Origin of the sequence: Nocardia sp. NPDC059195, assembly GCF_042754695.1 — a bacterium.
Classification (GTDB): Bacteria; Actinomycetota; Actinomycetes; order Mycobacteriales; family Mycobacteriaceae; genus Nocardia.
In genome coordinates this window covers 120,553-136,907 of sequence record NZ_JBHZBG010000015.1, presented here as the reverse complement: position 1 = coordinate 136,907, position 16,355 = coordinate 120,553, and the positions used below count along the sequence as shown (strand labels likewise).

At 67.0% G+C, this 16,355-nt stretch carries 15 protein-coding genes; 9 read left to right on the top strand and 6 right to left on the bottom strand.

Annotated elements, in window-relative coordinates:
- Window positions 1–65: 65 nt before the first annotated feature.
- From ACFXKN_RS20405 to ACFXKN_RS20395, 3 genes are read right to left on the bottom strand one after another with little or no spacing between them, the layout of a single operon-like run.
- The gene (locus ACFXKN_RS20405) at window positions 66–1,109 is read right to left on the bottom strand and encodes a TIGR03842 family LLM class F420-dependent oxidoreductase (RefSeq protein ID WP_379433603.1); all 1,044 of its coding nucleotides are present in this window, start codon (window positions 1,107–1,109) and stop codon (window positions 66–68) included.
- A gap of 27 nt (window positions 1,110–1,136) precedes the next feature.
- A complete protein-coding gene (hydA, locus tag ACFXKN_RS20400; RefSeq protein ID WP_379433602.1) occupies window positions 1,137–2,555 on the bottom strand; it encodes a dihydropyrimidinase in 1,419 nt (472 codons plus the stop codon).
- The gene (locus tag ACFXKN_RS20395; RefSeq protein ID WP_379433601.1) at window positions 2,555–3,394 is read right to left on the bottom strand and encodes a nitrilase-related carbon-nitrogen hydrolase; all 840 of its coding nucleotides are present in this window, start codon (window positions 3,392–3,394) and stop codon (window positions 2,555–2,557) included. Before ACFXKN_RS20395 ends, hydA begins: the two co-directional genes overlap by 1 nt.
- 123 nt (window positions 3,395–3,517) lie before the next feature.
- Here ACFXKN_RS20395 and ACFXKN_RS20390 point away from each other — a divergent pair, with 123 nt between their 5' ends.
- The 3 genes from ACFXKN_RS20390 (at window position 3,518) to ACFXKN_RS20380 (ending at window position 7,235) form a co-directional block, all read left to right on the top strand.
- A complete protein-coding gene (locus ACFXKN_RS20390; RefSeq protein ID WP_378965807.1) occupies window positions 3,518–4,912 on the top strand; it encodes a PLP-dependent aminotransferase family protein in 1,395 nt (464 codons plus the stop codon).
- A 332-nt stretch (window positions 4,913–5,244) separates the two neighbouring features.
- Window positions 5,245–6,366 carry a methyltransferase gene (locus tag ACFXKN_RS20385; RefSeq protein WP_379433600.1) on the top strand — a complete coding sequence of 374 codons (1,122 nt, stop codon included), beginning with the start codon at window positions 5,245–5,247 and terminating at the stop codon, window positions 6,364–6,366.
- A 188-nt stretch (window positions 6,367–6,554) separates the two neighbouring features.
- Window positions 6,555–7,235: a peptidylprolyl isomerase gene (locus ACFXKN_RS20380; RefSeq protein WP_379433599.1), complete on the top strand. Its 681-nt coding sequence runs from the start codon at window positions 6,555–6,557 to the stop codon at window positions 7,233–7,235.
- A gap of 298 nt (window positions 7,236–7,533) precedes the next feature.
- Here the strand turns inward: ACFXKN_RS20380 and arc are convergent, their stop codons facing one another.
- On the bottom strand, window positions 7,534–9,294 hold the full coding sequence (gene arc, locus ACFXKN_RS20375; protein WP_378965821.1) for a proteasome ATPase: 1,761 nt from the start codon (window positions 9,292–9,294) through the stop codon (window positions 7,534–7,536).
- 186 nt (window positions 9,295–9,480) lie between these two features.
- Between arc and ACFXKN_RS20370 the strand changes: the two genes are divergently transcribed.
- Both ACFXKN_RS20370 and ACFXKN_RS20365 read left to right on the top strand, forming a co-directional pair.
- Window positions 9,481–10,011 (top strand): hypothetical protein, encoded by a 531-nt coding sequence (locus ACFXKN_RS20370; RefSeq protein ID WP_378965824.1) that lies wholly within the window; start codon window positions 9,481–9,483, stop codon window positions 10,009–10,011.
- 300 nt (window positions 10,012–10,311) lie between these two features.
- Window positions 10,312–11,592 carry an acyltransferase gene (locus ACFXKN_RS20365; protein ID WP_378965827.1) on the top strand — a complete coding sequence of 427 codons (1,281 nt, stop codon included), beginning with the start codon at window positions 10,312–10,314 and terminating at the stop codon, window positions 11,590–11,592.
- Here ACFXKN_RS20365 and ACFXKN_RS20360 read toward each other — a convergent pair whose 3' ends face one another.
- Together ACFXKN_RS20360 and ACFXKN_RS20355 are read right to left on the bottom strand one after the other, a co-directional pair.
- Window positions 11,593–12,426 carry a tRNA (adenine-N1)-methyltransferase gene (locus tag ACFXKN_RS20360; RefSeq protein ID WP_378965830.1) on the bottom strand — a complete coding sequence of 278 codons (834 nt, stop codon included), beginning with the start codon at window positions 12,424–12,426 and terminating at the stop codon, window positions 11,593–11,595.
- A 67-nt stretch (window positions 12,427–12,493) separates the two neighbouring features.
- On the bottom strand, window positions 12,494–13,654 hold the full coding sequence (locus ACFXKN_RS20355; RefSeq protein WP_379433598.1) for a hypothetical protein: 1,161 nt from the start codon (window positions 13,652–13,654) through the stop codon (window positions 12,494–12,496).
- A gap of 142 nt (window positions 13,655–13,796) precedes the next feature.
- Here ACFXKN_RS20355 and ACFXKN_RS20350 point away from each other — a divergent pair, with 142 nt between their 5' ends.
- The 4 genes from ACFXKN_RS20350 (at window position 13,797) to ACFXKN_RS20335 (ending at window position 16,352) form a co-directional block, all read left to right on the top strand.
- Window positions 13,797–14,696, top strand: a complete 900-nt coding sequence (locus ACFXKN_RS20350; RefSeq protein ID WP_379433597.1) for a RecB family exonuclease — start codon at window positions 13,797–13,799, stop codon at window positions 14,694–14,696.
- A gap of 323 nt (window positions 14,697–15,019) precedes the next feature.
- A complete protein-coding gene (locus ACFXKN_RS20345; RefSeq protein ID WP_378965839.1) occupies window positions 15,020–15,223 on the top strand; it encodes a hypothetical protein in 204 nt (67 codons plus the stop codon).
- Window positions 15,224–15,329: 106 nt separating this feature from the next.
- Window positions 15,330–15,710: a hypothetical protein gene (locus ACFXKN_RS20340; protein ID WP_378965841.1), complete on the top strand. Its 381-nt coding sequence runs from the start codon at window positions 15,330–15,332 to the stop codon at window positions 15,708–15,710.
- Window positions 15,711–15,734: 24 nt separating this feature from the next.
- Window positions 15,735–16,352 (top strand): hypothetical protein, encoded by a 618-nt coding sequence (locus ACFXKN_RS20335; protein WP_378965845.1) that lies wholly within the window; start codon window positions 15,735–15,737, stop codon window positions 16,350–16,352.
- Window positions 16,353–16,355: the final 3 nt, after the last annotated feature.

The following is a 16,355-nucleotide window of genomic DNA, read 5'->3' as shown; positions in this document are numbered from 1 at the left end:
GGCGAGCGTCGCGGCGATACTGTGCGCGCCGGTGTTCGAAGCCCCTACCAGCGCGAGCTCGGCGGTCATGACAGACCAGCCGCTCGCGTCGCGGTGACCTGCTGATTCAGCCGCGGCAGAATCTGCTCGCCATAGGCCTCGAGCGTGGCGGTCTTGGCGTCGTGCTGCAGATACACCGCGAATTGGCCGACGCCGAGCTGCTCGAGCTCCCACAACCGGGCGAGCTGCTGGTCGGGGGTGCCGATCAGGCAGAACCGGTCGACGATCTCGTCGGGCACGAAGTCGGCGTGCGTATTGCCCGCTCGCCCGTGCTGGTTGTAGTCGTAGCCCTGCCTGCCCGCGATGTAGTCGGTCAACGCCGCCGGAACATCGCCGCCCGCACCGTATTTCGCAACGAGGTCGGCGACGTGGTTGCCGACCATGCCGCCGAACCAGCGGCATTGGTCGCGAGCGTGCGCCAACGCGGCTGCCGATCCGTCGGTCACGTAGGCGGGCGCGGCGACACAGATCTTCACCGAGAGCGGATCACGGCCCGCCGCCTCGGCCGCCGCACGCACCTTGGCGATGGTCCAGGCGGTGATGTCGGGGTCGGCGAGTTGCAGGATGAACCCGTCGGCGACCTGCCCGGTCAATTCGAGCGCCTTCGGCCCGTACCCGGCCACCCACACCTCGAGCCGCGAGTCGGCGGCCCACGGAAAGCGCACCTCGGTGTCGCCGATCCGGGCACTGCGGCCGTTGCCGAGTTCCCTGATCACCTCGACCGATTCGCGCAGCGTCGCCAGCGTCGTCGGCTTGCCGCCGAGGGTGCGGATCGCCGAGTCGCCGCGACCGATGCCGCAGATCGTGCGGTTGCCGAACATGTCGTTGAGCGTGGCGAAGGTGGACGCGGTCACCGTCTGGTCCCGGGTGGCCGGGTTGGTGACCATGGGGCCCACGATCACCTTGCGGGTGGCGGCCAGGATCTGGCTGTAGATCACGTAGGGCTCCTGCCAGAGCAGGTGCGAGTCGAAGGTCCACACATGCGAGAACCCGTGGGTCTCGGCCACTCTGGCCAGTTCGATCACCCGCGACGCGGGTGGTGTGCACTGCAGGACGACACCGATGTCCATCGGCACTCTCCGTTTCGGCGATAGGTGCTACAGAAGGTTCTGTGACAGGCCGCGGCGGACGAACCGGCCGTGCCCGGCGCGACCGTGGTAGGCGCCGTCGTCGACGATCACCCGGCCGCGGGACAGGACCGTGTCGACATGTCCGTCGATCTCGAAGCCCTCCCACGCGGAATGGTCCATGTTCATGTGGTGGGTCTTGCCGAGGCCGATGCTGGTGTGCCCGTTGGGGTCGTAGATCACGACATCGGCATCGGCACCCGGACTGATCACGCCCTTGCGCGGGTACATGCCGAACATCCGGGCCGGGTTGGTGCAGCAGACCTCCACCCACCGTTCGAGGGAGATCCGCCCGTCCTTGACGCCCTGGAACAGCAGGTCCATCCGGTGCTCGACACCGCCGATCCCGTTCGGGATCTTGCTGAAATCGCCCACGCCGAGCTCTTTCTGGTCCTTCATGCAGAACGGGCAGTGATCGGTGCTCACCGCGGTGACATCACCGGTGCGGATGTAGCGCCACAACTCGTCCTGATGGCCCTCGGCGCGCGAGCGCAGCGGCGTCGAGCAGACCCACTTGGCACCCTCGAAACCCGGTGCGCCCAACTGCTCTTCGAGCGAGAGGTACAGGTACTGCGGACATGTTTCGGCGAAGACGTTGCGCCCGTTGTCGCGTGCCGTCACGATCTGTTCCATCGCCTGCTTGGCCGAGACGTGCACCACATACAGCGGAGCACCGGTCAACTGCGCCAACATGATCGCGCGATGGGTGGCCTCGGCTTCCATCTGCCACGGGCGGCTGGTGCCGTGGAAATAGGGCGAGGTGTCGCCGCGCGCGATGGCCTGTTCGACGAGGACGTCGATGGCGATGCCGTTCTCCGCGTGCATCATCATCAGGGCGCCGAGGTCGCCCGCGGACTGCATGGCACGCAGGATCTGGCCGTCGTCGGAGTAGAAGACACCCGGATAGGCCATGAACAGTTTGAAGCTGGTGACACCCTCGCTGACGAGTTCGCTCATCCCCTTGAGGGATTCGTCGTTGACATCGCCGATGATCTGGTGGAACCCGTAGTCGATCGCGCACAGCCCGGCCGCCTTGGCATGCCATTCGGCGAGGGTGTCCTGCACCCGCTGGCCCGGTTTCTGCACGGCGAAGTCGACGATCGTGGTCGTGCCGCCCCAGGCCGCGGCCCTTGTTCCGGTCTCGAAGGTGTCACTGGCCTCGGTACCGCCGAACGGCAGCTGCATGTGCGTGTGCCCGTCGACGCCGCCGGGGATCACGTACTTGCCGGTCGCGTCGATCACGGTATCGGCGTCGGCGGCCAGATCGGCCCCGAGCGCGGTCGAACCCGGTTGCAGGACAGCGACAATCGTCTCGTTCTCGATCAGCACGTCGAGGAGCTGGGACCCGGTGGCGCTCACCACCGTCCCGCCGTGGATGAAGGTACGCATCAGGGGGTCACCAACGGTCCGTAGGCATCCGGGCGACGGTCGCGATAGAAGGCCCATCGCTCACGCACGGTTTTGATCAGATCCATATCAAGATCACGAACAACCAATTCCGGCGAGGTATCGGAGGCGACCTCGCCGACGAACTTCCCCTCGGGATCGACGAAATAGCTCGTACCGTAGAAGTCGTCGTCGCCGTATTCGCTCTCGATACCGACCCGGTTGATCGCGCCGACGTAATACTCGTTGGCCACCGCCGAGGCGGGCTGCTCGAGTTTCCACAGATAACTGGAAAGCCCCCTCGACGTCGCCGACGGATTGAACACGATTTCCGCGCCCGCGAGGCCGAGCGCGCGCCAGCCCTCCGGGAAATGCCGGTCGTAACAGATATAGACGCCCACCTTGCCGACCGCGGTGTCGAATACCGGCCAACCGAGATTGCCGGGTCTGAAGTAGAACTTCTCCCAGAATCCGGTCACCTGCGGGATGTGGTGTTTGCGGTATTTACCCAGGTAGGAACCATCGGCGTCGATCACCGCCGCCGTGTTGTAGAGCAGGCCGTCCATCTCGCGCTCGTACACCGGCGCCACGATCACCAGGTTCAGCTCGGCGGCCAGTGCGGCGAATCGCTCGGTCGTCGGACCCGGCACCGATTCGGCGTACTCGTAGAACTTGGCGTCCTGTAGCTGGCAGAAATACGGGCCGTAGAACAACTCCTGGAAGCAGATCACCTGCGCGCCCTGCGCCGCCGCCTCCCGTGCGTAGTCCTCGTGAACTTTGATCATTGATTCTTTGTCACCGGTCCAGCTGGCCTGGACGAGCGCCGCTCTGACGATTCCCATGCTTTGTTATACTGCACCTACAACTGATTCCGTTGTGTTACAAGAGTGCGGAAACAGTTTCGGTGCCGTAAACCTTGGCGGCGCCCTCCGATCGGCCGCGCACGACCGGCGCAGAATGGGCCAATGACCGAAGCCTCGCCGACCGCACTGCCCGCGGACTTCGCCGGGGACCTCGACGAACGAACAGCCGCCGGCATCGCCGCCGCTATCGGCCGCCGCATCCGCTCGGGAGCACTGGCGCCGGGCACTCGGCTGCCCACCGTGCGCGAGGTGGCCCGCGAACTCCGGGTCTCCCCCGCCACCGTCAGCCAGGCGTGGCGGGCGCTGGCCGCGACCGGCGCGATCACCGCGCGCGGACGGGCGGGCACCTTCGTCGGGGAGCAACAGGAGGCGCCGATCGGCCGGTATCAGCGCCTGCACTCGCACTCCGACAACGCTTTTCGCGTCGACCTGTCCCGTGGCACCCCCGATCCGGCGCTACTGCCCGATCTCGCTGCCGCATTGCACGCGCTCTCGCGCGATACCGCGCCGGGCGATCTCTCCGCCCACTATCTGGGCGAAGCGGTGCTGCCCGCACTCGCCGAGACGTTGCGCGCCGACTGGCCGTGGCCGTGCGAACGGCTGACCGTCCTCGACGGCGCCCTCGACGCGGTGGACCGGCTGCTCGCCGCCCACGTGCGCTTCGGCGATCCGGTGATCGTCGAAGACCCGTGCTTCCCACCGTTTCTCGATCTGCTCGCCCGCCTCGGCGCGCGCCCGGTGGCCGTCCGCCTCGACGAATCCGGTTTCCGGCCAGCGGAATTCGCGCGCGCCTTCGACGGACCGGCGCCACGCGCGGTGATCCTGCAGCCGCGCGCCAACAACCCGACCGGCGCCTCCCTCGGCGCCGCCAGGGTCCGCGAGCTGGCCGCTCTACTCCGCCCGCACCCCGCACTGATCATCGAGGACGACCACTCCGCCGGCATCGCCACCACTCCGCTGCGCTCGCTCGCCGCGCACTTCCCCGCTCGCGGTGTCTACATCCGCTCCTACTCCAAGTCCCACGGTGCCGATCTGCGGTTGGCCGTCGCGGGTGGGCCCGCGGCACTGCTCGATCCGGTCGTCGAACGCCGGATGCTCGGGCCGGGATGGTCCAGCCGGCTACTGCAGCGCGTGCTGCTGACGATGCTCCACGATGCCGGTGCCCGCGCCACCGTCGCGAGCGCGCGCATCGAATACCGCAGGCGCGCTACCGTGCTGCGCCATGCGCTCGCCCGGCACGATGTCATCGTGGCCGCGGGCGACGGCATCAACCTCTGGCTTCCCGTCTCCGACGAGAACGCCGCCACGATCAGCCTCGCCGCCGCGGGCATCAAGGCCGCGCCGGGCGGCCCGTTCGAGGCGGGCGAGCGGCCCGCCGGCGACCATCTGCGTCTCACGCTGGGCGCCCTCGGCGACACCGACATCGCTTGGCTCGCAGCCGAACTCGCCGCCGCGGCCACCGCCACCCCGACCTACCGGCGCATCCGCCGATCCTGACCCGTAGCCACAAGACTTTCGTGGCCGCCGTCGTCCCGCGGCCGGCATCGTCCTCGCGGAGCTCGAGACGAACAGCTGCGTGACGACTTGCGCGATGATCTGCCGCCGTCGCGCCTCCTCGATGAAAGAGCGCCTGGAAGGCGTGCCCTAGATGACGCCGGCCTGGGCCGATGCGGCAGAATGAGGAATCCCTCCCGCGGAAAGGCAACAGTGGTGGCGCTCGACAGGGCCCTCGGCATCACAGTCGGTCGCATTCCGACGCAGTAGCGACCGACCGACATCGGCGTCGACGTACTCGAGTCACCAGCATCTTCGATCACCGGGAGCAGCGCGTGTCCACCATCGCTTGGACCGAAGACCACATTCAGCACACCGCCATCTGGCATTCGGAGAACGGCGCTCCCGTGCCGCGCACCGTCACCACCGCCGACGACCGGCTCTCGGCCGATCACGCGTACCGCCGCATCAGGGCGGGTGAGGCGCTGCTGTGGCAGGGCGACTACAACAACGGTCGCCAGCTGTTGCAGGCTCTGGGCCGCCGCGCCGATCGCAAGCCGGCGAAAAAGGCGGCTGTCGGCGACCTCAGCGCGCTCTACGAGCACGAGCGGGTCAGAAGACGCACGCGCGCAAGCATTCTCGGCAGTCTGCTGATCCAGCTCGACGCGGACTTCGACCTCGACCTGCGCCGGGCGCCCGATGTCGCGGCCGCCTGCGAGGCGGCCTATGGTCCAGCGACCGCATCACGCGTGGTCACCTTCACCGAACTGCTCGGCGTCCTGAGCGCCTACCGCTGGCAGCAACAGGGTGTCGAAGTACCGGCGCTCGGCGCCCGCGTCTACCCCGGGTACGGCGTATTCTCGCCCACCCGAAGCGAATACGTGGATCTCGTCGCCGACGCACCGCTCGATCCCGAGGTCCGCACCGCTTTCGATCTCGGCACCGGCACCGGCGTGCTGGCCGCACTGCTCGCCAAGCGCGGGGTCCCGGAGGTCGTCGCCACCGATATCAATCCGCGGGCCCTGCGCTGCGCGAAGGACAACGCCGAACGCCTCGGCTACGCGACGACGATCACCGTCACCGGCCCCGCCCTGTACCCGCCGGGCCGCGCCGATCTCGTCGTGTGCAATCCGCCCTGGCTGCCGGGTGTCCCCACCTCGGACCTGGAGCGCGGTGTCTACGACGAGGATCAGTCGATGCTCACCGAGTTCGCCCGCGACCTGCGCGCGCACCTCACCCCCCACGGGGAAGGCTGGCTCGTGCTGTCCGACCTGGCCGAACTCCTCGGGCTTCGCTCCGTCGACCTTATCCCGCGACTGCTGGACGACGCGGGTCTGCGTGTCCTCGACAAGCTCACCACCCGCCCACGCCACCCACGCGCATCCGACCGCGACGATCCACTCGCCGCGGCCCGGTCGGCCGAGACCACCACGCTGTGGCGACTGCGGACGCGCTAGCGGACCCGATCTCGGTTCCCCGCCACCCGCGCAGCCCCGAGGCGCGACCGGCCGAATGACCACCCTCTGTGTCGATCACACGACGAGCCGACCGGATCTGGTGGTCTGTCCCCACGCGGGCCGGTGCGGCTGGCAGGATGCGCGGTACATCGTCCGGTAGCACCCGTTTTCGAGGAGATCCCGCCAAGGTGACCAGCATTTCGCAGGACCGACCGTTCATTCGCGCACTCGTCGGCGTCGGTATCGCCGCGGCCGCCCTCGTGGCGCTGGCACCCGCCGCGCAGACCGTCCCTCAGCATCAGGCCGTGATCCCCGGCTGCGCACCGGCTGCGGCGGGTGAGCCCAACGGCAAGCAGTGGCCCACCGAACCCGCGCTCACCATCGACGCCGCCGCGAGCCACACCGCTACCCTCGAAACCACCTGCGGCACAGTCACGATCGCGCTCGACGCCGCCGCGGCCCCGCGCACGGTGAACTCGTTCGCCTTCCTCGCCGGCGAGGGCTACTTCGACCACACCCGCTGCCACCGGCTCACCACCCAGGGCATCTTCGTGCTCCAGTGCGGCGACCCCACCGCCACCGGCATGGGCGGCCCCGGCTACAAGTTCAGCGACGAGAATCTCGCGGGCGCGGTCTACCCGGCGGGCACCGTCGCGATGGCCAACGCGGGCCCCGGCACCAACGGCAGCCAGTTCTTCCTGGTCTACCGCGACACCCAGCTGCCCCCGAACTACACGCCCTTCGGCACGATCACCGAGGGCCTTGACGCGATCAACAATGTCGCCGACGCGGGCGTTGCGGGCGGTGGCGCCGACGGCACCCCCGTGGCCGATGTGGTCTTCAACGCCGTGACCACCGCACAGGGCTGATCAACGGCCGAGGGCCGCATCTCCCGGTGCGGGAGACGCGGCCCTCGTCGTACGGCTGGGTGGATCAGCCGGCGCTGATCGAACTGAACAGATTCTGAACAGTCTGCAGGATGATCTCGGTCAGCAATTCAGCGGCGGAACCGGCCATGACAACGCTCCTCGGTAGTCCTCATCAGGTGAAACGAACAAGTGAAGCGTGCCCTATTCACTTCATTCCGCGCAGCGTTTCGGTGAAAAAGATCTGAACAGAACCACGAAGGCCGCGTTCGCCCAGGAACGCGGCCTTCGATGGTGAGTGCTACAGGTACTGACCCGTGTTGGACTCGGTGTCGATCGCCCGGCTGGCCGAGGCGTTCTTGCCCGTGACGAGCGTGCGGATGTAGACGATCCGCTCGCCCTTCTTGCCCGAGATCCGTGCCCAGTCATCGGGATTGGTGGTGTTGGGCAGGTCCTCGTTCTCGGCGAACTCGTCGACGATCGAATCGAACAGGTGCTGGATCCGCAGACCCGGGTTACCCGTGTCGAGCACCGACTTGATCGCGTACTTCTTCGCGCGGTCGACGATGTTCTGGATCATCGCGCCGGAGTTGAAGTCCTTGAAGTACAGGACTTCCTTGTCACCGTTGGCGTAGGTGACCTCCAGGAACCGGTTGTCGTCGCTCTCGGCGTACATCCGCTCGACGACCTTCTCGATCATCGCCTCGACGCACGCCTGCTTGTCGCCGTCGAACTCGCGCAGATCGCTCTCGTGCAGCGGCAGCGTCTCGGTGAGGTACTTCGAGAAGATGTCCTGCGCCGACTCCGCGTCGGGGCGCTCGATCTTGATCTTCACATCGAGACGACCGGGCCGCAGGATCGCGGGGTCGATCATGTCCTCGCGGTTGGACGCACCGATCACGATGACGTTCTCGAGCCCCTCCACACCGTCGATCTCCGAAAGCAGCTGCGGCACAACGGTGGTCTCCACATCGGAGGAGACACCGGAGCCACGGGTACGGAAGATCGAGTCCATCTCGTCGAAGAACACGATCACCGGGGTGCCCTCGGAGGCCTTCTCCCGCGCCCGCTGGAAGATGATGCGAATGTGGCGCTCGGTCTCGCCGACGAACTTGTTGAGCAGCTCGGGGCCCTTGATGTTGAGGAAGAACGACTTGGCTTCCTTGGCATCCTGACCACGCGATTCGGCGATCTTCTTGGCGAGGGAGTTGGCCACCGCCTTGGCGATCAGGGTCTTACCGCACCCGGGCGGACCGTAGAGCAGCACACCCTTGGGCGGGCGAAGCGCGTACTCGCGGAACAGATCCTTGTGCAGGAACGGCAGTTCCACCGCGTCGCGGATCTGCTCGATCTGACGGCCGAGCCCACCGATATCGGTGTAGTCGACATCGGGAACCTCTTCCAGCACAAGGTCTTCGACCTCGGCCTTGGGAACCCGCTCGAACGCGAAGCCCGCCTTGGTGTCGACCAGCAGCGAATCACCGGGCCGCAGTTTGCGAATCGGCTGATCGGGGTCTGCCATGTCGTCGTTTTCGGCGATCTTGGACAGCGGACCCGACAGCCACACCACTCGCTCTTCGTCGGCGTGGCCGACCACCAGGGCGCGCCTGCCGTCGTCGAGAATCTCACGCAGCGTGCCGATTTCGCCGACGACGTCGAAATTCCCGGCCTCTACGACGGTGAGTGCCTCGTTGAGGCGCACGGTCAGGCCGTATTCCAGTGCGTCAGCGTCGATATTGGGCGAGCAGGTGAGGCGCATCTTGCGACCGGAGGTGAAGACGTCGACCGTCTGATCCTCGTACGTGTGGATGACGATGCCGTAGCCGCTCGGCGGCTGGCCGAGCCGATCGACTTCCTCACGCAGCGCGATCAGCTGTTGGCGCGCTTCTTTGAGCGTGTCCATCAACTTGCCGTTGCGGATGGTCAGCGAATCGATCCTGGCTTCCAATTCGCGTGCGCGATCCGGCGAATCGGCGAGTTGCCTGCGAAGAGCAGCCGACTCGGCGCGTACCGCCTCGAGCTCTCGCCAGGCCGCCGAATCCGAATTCTCGTTGGGGCTCATGATGCTGCTCCTCCCAGTCCCGGTCTTTCAACGCTACCGGGCGCGGTCCGTTCTCGCTTTCCGACATGGTTTCGTCGTGATCACATCTTGTACGGTCGGTACGACATCAACCACACATTTGCACCTGTTAGGCTCCCCTAACACCCCGTACGGGGCACTCGCCCACGAGTCGAAAGGTTGCTGAACATGCTCCTTCCTCCCCGCACGATCCGTGTCACCGTCGCCACCGCCGCGGCGGCGCTCGCCCTCACCGTCGGACTGACCGGTTGCGGCGACTCCGACGATTCCTCGACGAATGCCACCACGAGCAGTACCAGTATCGCGGTCGCTCCGTCCAGCCTTTCGGCAACTCCGGCACCTTCGGATGACAACGCCGCCGCCCCCACCGCCGATTCCCTGAAGGCGACGCTGCTCGAGTTCGCCGATCCGGCACTGTCGACCGACGACAAGGCGAAACTGATCGTCAACGGCGATTCGCACAAGGCCAACATCGATCAGATGAACGGCATGCTGGCCGGCTACACCCTGACTTTCGCCGTCGACAACGTCGTGACCAGCGGCGACACCGCCACCGCCGATGTGACGATCACCTCACCGCACGGCACGGCACCCGCGTTCCCGGTCACCTGGCAGCGCGACGGCGGCACGTGGAAGCTCTCCGACGCCAGCGGCTGCCTGCTGCTCGGCTTCGCACAGGCCCCCTGCACGCCCGCCTGATCGTTCGGCATCACCGAGATGGTCCGCGAGTACCACCGGGGCCGTGTGATCGCTCTGCGAGGCGCGTAGGCACCAAGATCACTCATGCCGACGTGAGACCTCAGTCGCCGCTGCTGCCCATCATCGGAGAGGGATCCACCGGCGACCAAGGAATACGCAGGCACCTGCGAATTCCCGTGCCTGCCGACGGTTCACCGTTCGATACGCAAGCTCGCACCCTCGATCTCGAGTAGTTCCACGGAGGGGGCCGGGGTAGTTCCGCGCTGTGTTCGTGGCGCGAATTCTGCGATCGTCGGTGCCATGAGTGTTGTGCCCAGCGTCGCGGTGGTCGCCGCGAACACCCCAGCCGATCGTGATCGGTTCCTGGACCTGCTGCGTATCTCGTCGCTGGTGGTGGTCGTCGCGGGCCACTGCCTGATGCTGACCGTGACGGTGTCGGGCACCGCGGTGCATTTCGGCAACGTGCTCGCCGAACTGCCGATGCTGCAGCCGCTCACCTGGATTCTGCAGGTACTCCCGCTGTTCTTCTTCGCGGGCGTGGCCGCGGGTGCGCGCGGCCTCAGGCCCGGGACATCGTGGGGCGCTTGGCTTTTCCGGCGCACCCAGCGGCTGGTGCGACCGCTCGGATACTTCGTCGGCGCCTCGGCGGTGCTGCTGGCGGTGGCCGATCTCGTGCTCGCGCCGGGATGGCACCGTCCGCTCGCGGTGACGAGCGTGCAGCTGCTGTGGTTTCTCGGGATGTATCTGGCGGTGCTGGCGTTCGTGCCGTTGCTCGCGGCACAGGTCACCAGTGGTCGCCGGATGTTCGGCGTAGTCGCGGTGATCGTGGTCGGCACGGCGGTCGTCGACGCGGTGCGGCTCACCGGTGGACCGAAGGAACTCGGCTATCTGAATTTCATCGTGTGGCTGGTGCCCGCGGTGCTCGGGATCGGTTATCTGCGCGGGCTGCTGTCCCGGCGGACCGCGGCAGTGCTCGCCTGCGTGGTCCTGGCCGTCGATGTGCTGCTGGTCCTGGTCGGCCCGTACGAGGTAAGCCTGGTCACCGTGCCGGGTCAGCGGCTGTCGAACCTGGCACCGCCCTCGCTGCTGCTGGCCGGGCACGCGGTGGTGCTGTGCTGCGCCGCCGTCGCCGTCGCGCCCTGGCTGCGACGTCTCGCCGCGCGCCCACGGGTCTGGTGGTTGACGGTCATCGGCAACACCGGCGCCATGACGCTGTACCTGTGGCACATGCCCGCGCTGCTCACCGTGCTCGTGCTCAGCCACCTCGCGGGAGTCGACCGCGCCGCGCCGACCGAGCCCGGGTTCTGGCTGCTCACAGCGGTGCAGCTCGCCGCGACCGGCGCGCTCACCGGCGCCTTGTTCCTCGCCCTACGCGGCCTGGAGAACACTGCGCTGCCCTGGTGGGACGGACCGGTTGCCGCGGTGCGCGGTGTCCGGTCGGCCGCCACCGTGCTCGCCGTGATCGCGGCCGGGCTCGCGATCCTGGCGGCTACCCGATGGGGCCTCACCGTCGACGGTTGGACCTGGTTCGCAGGCGCGGCGGCCGCACTGCTCGCCGCCCGCCTGCTCACCCGTGGGTAATCAGCCCTTGGACGGACGCCGCTGCGGCTTGGGCGTGACGGTGCCCTCGGCCAGGCGCCGCGCGCTCACCAGGAACGCGGTGTGGCCCTGCATGCGATGCTCCGGGCGCACGGCCAGACCGACGACGTGCCAACCACGCACCATCGACTCCCACGAACGCGGTTCGGTCCAGCATTCCTGCTCACGCAGCGCCTCGACAACCTTGGACAGCTGAGTGACGGTGGCGACATAGACCACCAGCACACCGCCGGGAACCAGGGCCTTCGACACCGCGGGCAACGCATCCCACGGCGCGAGCATGTCGAGCACGACACGGTCGACCTGCGCGCCCTCGTACTTCGCCACGTCGGCGATGGTGATCGACCAGTTCGGCGGGCGCTCACCGAAGAAGGTCTCCACATTGCGGACGGCGTGTTCGGCATGGTCGTCGCGGATCTCGTAGGAGATCACCTCGCCCTCGGGCCCGACCGCGCGCAACAGCGAACAGGTCAGCGCGCCCGAACCGGCGCCGGCTTCCAGCACCCGCGCACCCGGGAAAACGTCACCCTCGTGCACGATCTGGGCGGCGTCCTTGGGATAGATGACGGCCGCACCGCGTGGCATCGACAACACGTAGTCGGTGAGCAACGGACGAAGGGCCAGGTACGGGGTGCCGTTGACCGACTTCGCCACGGTGCCCTCGTCCTTGCCGATGAGGTCGTCGTGCTTGATGCCGCCGCGATGGGTATGGAATTCCTTACCCTCTTCCAGCACCACCGTGAACAGGCGTCCCTTACCGTCGGTCAGCTGCACGCGGTCCCCGATAGCGAATGGACCGGTTCGTCTGGCCGTCATGAATCTCCTTCTTCGAGTGGATCCATCAGCCTGCCAGGCGCGGCGATCCGCGCGATCGACGGGTCAGCTATTTCGCCGCTGCCAACGCACGGTGCTGTTCGCCGGTCAGCGAGTGTGCTTCGCCCTGTGACCTCGCCCAGATCTGCGCGACGTGGCGGCCGCTGGATACCAGGCAGGCCCACTGCAGAGCATCGGCGTCGGTCCAGCAGGCGGCGCCGGGAACGCCGTCCGGGGCGGGCGCGCCCTTCCAGCCTTCGGTGGCGAGGGTCTCCGCGACGGTCGCGGCGGACAGTTTCGCCGCGGCGGCCGCGTCGGCGGTGCGATAGACAGCACTGTCGTCCATGCCGATCCCGACCAGCCCCACCTCGCGATACAACGTGAGCGCTGCCTGCTGATCGTCGGTGAAGATCAGCGCGCCACGCGGCCCGTAGGCACCGCTGCTCACATTGCCGTTGCCGACCGCGAGCGCGTTGATCCCGTCCGGGTCGTACGGCAGCTTCGCGAGCTCGGCGACGGGCGTCGCCACGAACGAATCCAGCAGGGGGCGTTGCCGTTCCAGCGCTGCGCGCACGGTCCGTTCGATCTCGGGCAGTCCGCCGAGGCGAGCGCTGGTGAACACCACGAACTCCCGGTGCGCGGTGAACGCCATGCCCTCGAGCCGATCGCGATTCTCCATGGTGAGGAACCGGGTGTCCGATGCGCCGGGCAGCTCGGCGGCAGCCCAGTCACCGGTCTGCAACATCCCGCTCTGTGTCGTCGCCGCGGTGGCGAGGGCGGTGGCCGCCGCTTTCGCCGAAGCGGTGTCCGGGAAGCGCATGATGCCGTGAGTGAGCCAGTCGGTGTCGGCGCTCGTGTCACCACCGTTGGAACGCTGACTGACGAATCCGGTGAGCAGGCCGTTCGCCGCGGCGGCCGAGCTGATCGCCGTGTTGTGGCCGGTCATGATGGTGAGCATCGGTTCGGTGAGCACGCCCGCCTGTCCGTGGCGCACGAAAGCGGGATCGATGTCGATGGACAGCGCCAGCACTTCGGCCATCCGGTTGCCCTCGGCGAGGGTGCCTAGCCGCAACCGCTGCTCGTCTGTCTGCGCGGTAGCCGAGGTCGTCGGCGCCGATGTGGTCGAGGCAGCCGTAGCGCCCGGTACCCGGACCACCTTTCCCGGATCCTCGCACGCACTCACCATGATCACCGCGGCCAAGACCGCCCCCACCCGGAACATCAGTTGCATGCCGCGATCCTGGCAGACCCCGCCCACAACCACCGAATCCCGAGTCGGTCGTCGGTATCCGACGCGTGCGCCGGTCTCACGACCTCCGCACGTGGGCCCGAATCGGGCAATCCTGTCGGTGGCTGCCGCTAACCTGCGAAATATGTCAGTGCCCTTGTCCGTGCCCCTGGCCGATGACACCGCCGACGTGCCGGTCCATCGGTCGCGTCCGGCGTTGTCGCCTTCGCGGGCAAGCGATTTCAAGCAGTGCCCGTTGAAGTACCGGTTGCGGGCGATCGATCGGGTGCCGGAACCGCCGTCGCGAGCCGCGGTGCGCGGGACCGTGGTGCACGCGGTGCTCGAGGATCTGTTCGGGTTGCCCGCGGCTCAGCGTCAGCCGGAGCGGGCGGCGGAGTTGATTCCCGAGGCGTGGGAGCGGGTGCGCGCGGAGCGCGACGGGGTGGACGAGCTCGTCGCCGAAGGTGGGCCGCAGGCACTGTTCGACGAAGTGCGCCAGCTGGTCGCGAGCTATTACGAGCTAGAGGATCCGCGGCGATTCGAGCCACACGCGCTCGAAGAACGGGTCGAAGTCGACCTCGAAGGCGATATTCCGCTGCGCGGTTTCGTCGACCGGATCGATGTGGCGCCCAACGGCTTGCTGCGCGTGGTCGACTACAAAACCGGTCGCTCGCCCGGACCGATGCACGAAGCGCGCGCCTTGTTCCAGCTCAAGTTCTACGCGCTGATGATCCTGCGCACCCGCGATATCGTCCCGGCCCAACTGCGCCTGATCTATCTGGCCGACAAGAACATCCTCACCTACACACCCGAGCGCGAGGAACTCGATCGCTTCCAGCGCATTCTCACCGCGCTCTGGCAGGCCATCATCGACGCGGGCAAGACCGGAGACTTCCCGCCTACTCGCAACTCGATGTGCAAGTTCTGCGACTTCACATCCTTGTGCCCCGAGTACGGCGGCACGCCACCGCCGTACCCTGGTTGGCCCGTCCAGGCCGCGATTGCGGCCGACCTTGTGACAGAACGCCTTCCCGAAGACGTGTGACCGCGATCGGCGCCGCGCGGAAACTACCGCAGGCGGCGTTCCTCTTCGGCTTCCAGCCGGCGGCGCTCCTCTTCGCGCTCGACCTGCTCCTTCTCGATCTTTTCCTCGTGCTCGTCCTTGTTCGACATGTTCGCCCCGATCATGGATTGCCCGGACAAATCTGCCGTCCAGCCTACTCGCGGCGGAGTGCCCAGCGGCGGCGTCGACCCTGCGCGCACGGTGACGGCACAAGCCCCGAGGTTCCGGGTCTCCTGGGAGCACCTTTCCCCCCGTAGAGTGCGGGTCGAGGACCACCAGCGAATCCCGCACAGCGAGGAGAATCCATGAATCGCGGCCTGTCCAGGACCGTCGCAGCCGCCGGTATCGCGCTGGCGATGGGAACCTTTCCAGCCGTCGCCTCGGCGAGCTCACCGATAGCGCCGACCGTCGCCCAGCACATCATCGGCGGCACGCCGACACCGCCGTTCGACCCGATATGCCCCCTGTGTTTCGTGCGCGAGGCGCTCGAAAGTCTCTCCGCGAAGTAAACACACAACCGCCCCGAGTTCCTTGGCTTTCCGAGGGCAGTAGCGTGCCCGTATGATGCCGGTCGAGGATGAAAGCGATTGCGGCACAGCGGGGGAGGTTGCATTGATGTCCGACGGCCGCGACCGCCTACACGCTGAGATTGCCGCGTTCTACGCGGGGTTCGGGCAGCCCGCCGCCTTGCTTGCCGCGTTCCGACAGGCCGCGGTCCTCGTTCCGCTGACGGCAGACGATCACGTCTTCTTCTCGCAGGTGGGCGGCGTCGACTGGTTGTGCACCTTCACCAGCATCGAGGAGTACGCCCGTTTCATGGCGACTCGCGGTCATCTGCAGGACGGCGGCTTCGACGCGGACCGGGAGTACCGCCACCACTGGCTGTTCGGCTGGCGACTGCAGGAATACGTCGAGTCCCGCACCGAACCCGCCGGAATCGCGATCGACATCGTGGGTTCGGCACCCATGGCGTTTCCGCCGGATGTCTCCGGGTAATCGACGAATGGGGAGGGGTGTGCGATGACGAAGCTCGAGATCGATCCCGCGGTGCTGCAGCAGGCCGCGAAAGGTATCGAGGACACCATCGGTCAGCTGTCGGAATTGGGGATCGGCGAGACGGGCAATATGGGCCGAGGTTTCGCGCTGCTCACGCTCTCGACTCTCGAAGCAGGCAAGCACACGGTTCAGAAGACCTTCGAGGAGTTCACCGAACGGTGGTCCTGGGGTGTGCGGGCGCTGGTCCAAGGGGGCAACTCGATCGCCCGGACTCTCGGTTTGGCCGCGGGCCGGTACGACGAAATGGATGCCAAGGCCGAGGGCACACTCAAGAAGATGTGGACGCACTTGGCGGGCAACCCACATCTTTCCGACGAGGAAATCACCAAGCGTTCCTGGGGCGATACCTTCTCCGACAACTCCTTCAACCACATCCGTAACGCGGACTACAGCATGAAATCGTTTCAGGATGCCAACCAGACCATTCAGAACAATCTGAAGGTGGTCGAGACGGTCGGTCCGCAGGCGCTGGCGAATGTGAGCCCGGTGAGCGGCCTCGTCAGCGGTGAATCGCCAGGCTGGAACACCGGTGCCGCCCAGCAGGCAGGCGACCTCATGAAAGAGCAGCAGGGAGGGCAATAGCCT

Bases quoted from the DNA above. Each gene is read 5' to 3' on its own strand.
- ACFXKN_RS20405 (WP_379433603.1), bottom strand. From the start codon at position 1,109: ATGGACATCGGTGTCGTCCTGCAGTGCACACCACCCGCGTCGCGGGTG.
- hydA (WP_379433602.1), bottom strand. From the start codon at position 2,555: ATGCGTACCTTCATCCACGGCGGGACGGTGGTGAGCGCCACCGGGTCC.
- ACFXKN_RS20395 (WP_379433601.1), bottom strand. From the start codon at position 3,394: ATGGGAATCGTCAGAGCGGCGCTCGTCCAGGCCAGCTGGACCGGTGAC.
- ACFXKN_RS20390 (WP_378965807.1), top strand. From the start codon at position 3,518: ATGACCGAAGCCTCGCCGACCGCACTGCCCGCGGACTTCGCCGGGGAC.
- arc (WP_378965821.1), bottom strand. From the start codon at position 9,294: ATGAGCCCCAACGAGAATTCGGATTCGGCGGCCTGGCGAGAGCTCGAG.
- ACFXKN_RS20370 (WP_378965824.1), top strand. From the start codon at position 9,481: ATGCTCCTTCCTCCCCGCACGATCCGTGTCACCGTCGCCACCGCCGCG.
- ACFXKN_RS20365 (WP_378965827.1), top strand. From the start codon at position 10,312: ATGAGTGTTGTGCCCAGCGTCGCGGTGGTCGCCGCGAACACCCCAGCC.
- ACFXKN_RS20360 (WP_378965830.1), bottom strand. From the start codon at position 12,426: ATGACGGCCAGACGAACCGGTCCATTCGCTATCGGGGACCGCGTGCAG.
- ACFXKN_RS20355 (WP_379433598.1), bottom strand. From the start codon at position 13,654: ATGCAACTGATGTTCCGGGTGGGGGCGGTCTTGGCCGCGGTGATCATG.
- ACFXKN_RS20350 (WP_379433597.1), top strand. From the start codon at position 13,797: ATGTCAGTGCCCTTGTCCGTGCCCCTGGCCGATGACACCGCCGACGTG.
- ACFXKN_RS20345 (WP_378965839.1), top strand. From the start codon at position 15,020: ATGAATCGCGGCCTGTCCAGGACCGTCGCAGCCGCCGGTATCGCGCTG.
- ACFXKN_RS20340 (WP_378965841.1), top strand. From the start codon at position 15,330: ATGTCCGACGGCCGCGACCGCCTACACGCTGAGATTGCCGCGTTCTAC.
- ACFXKN_RS20335 (WP_378965845.1), top strand. From the start codon at position 15,735: ATGACGAAGCTCGAGATCGATCCCGCGGTGCTGCAGCAGGCCGCGAAA.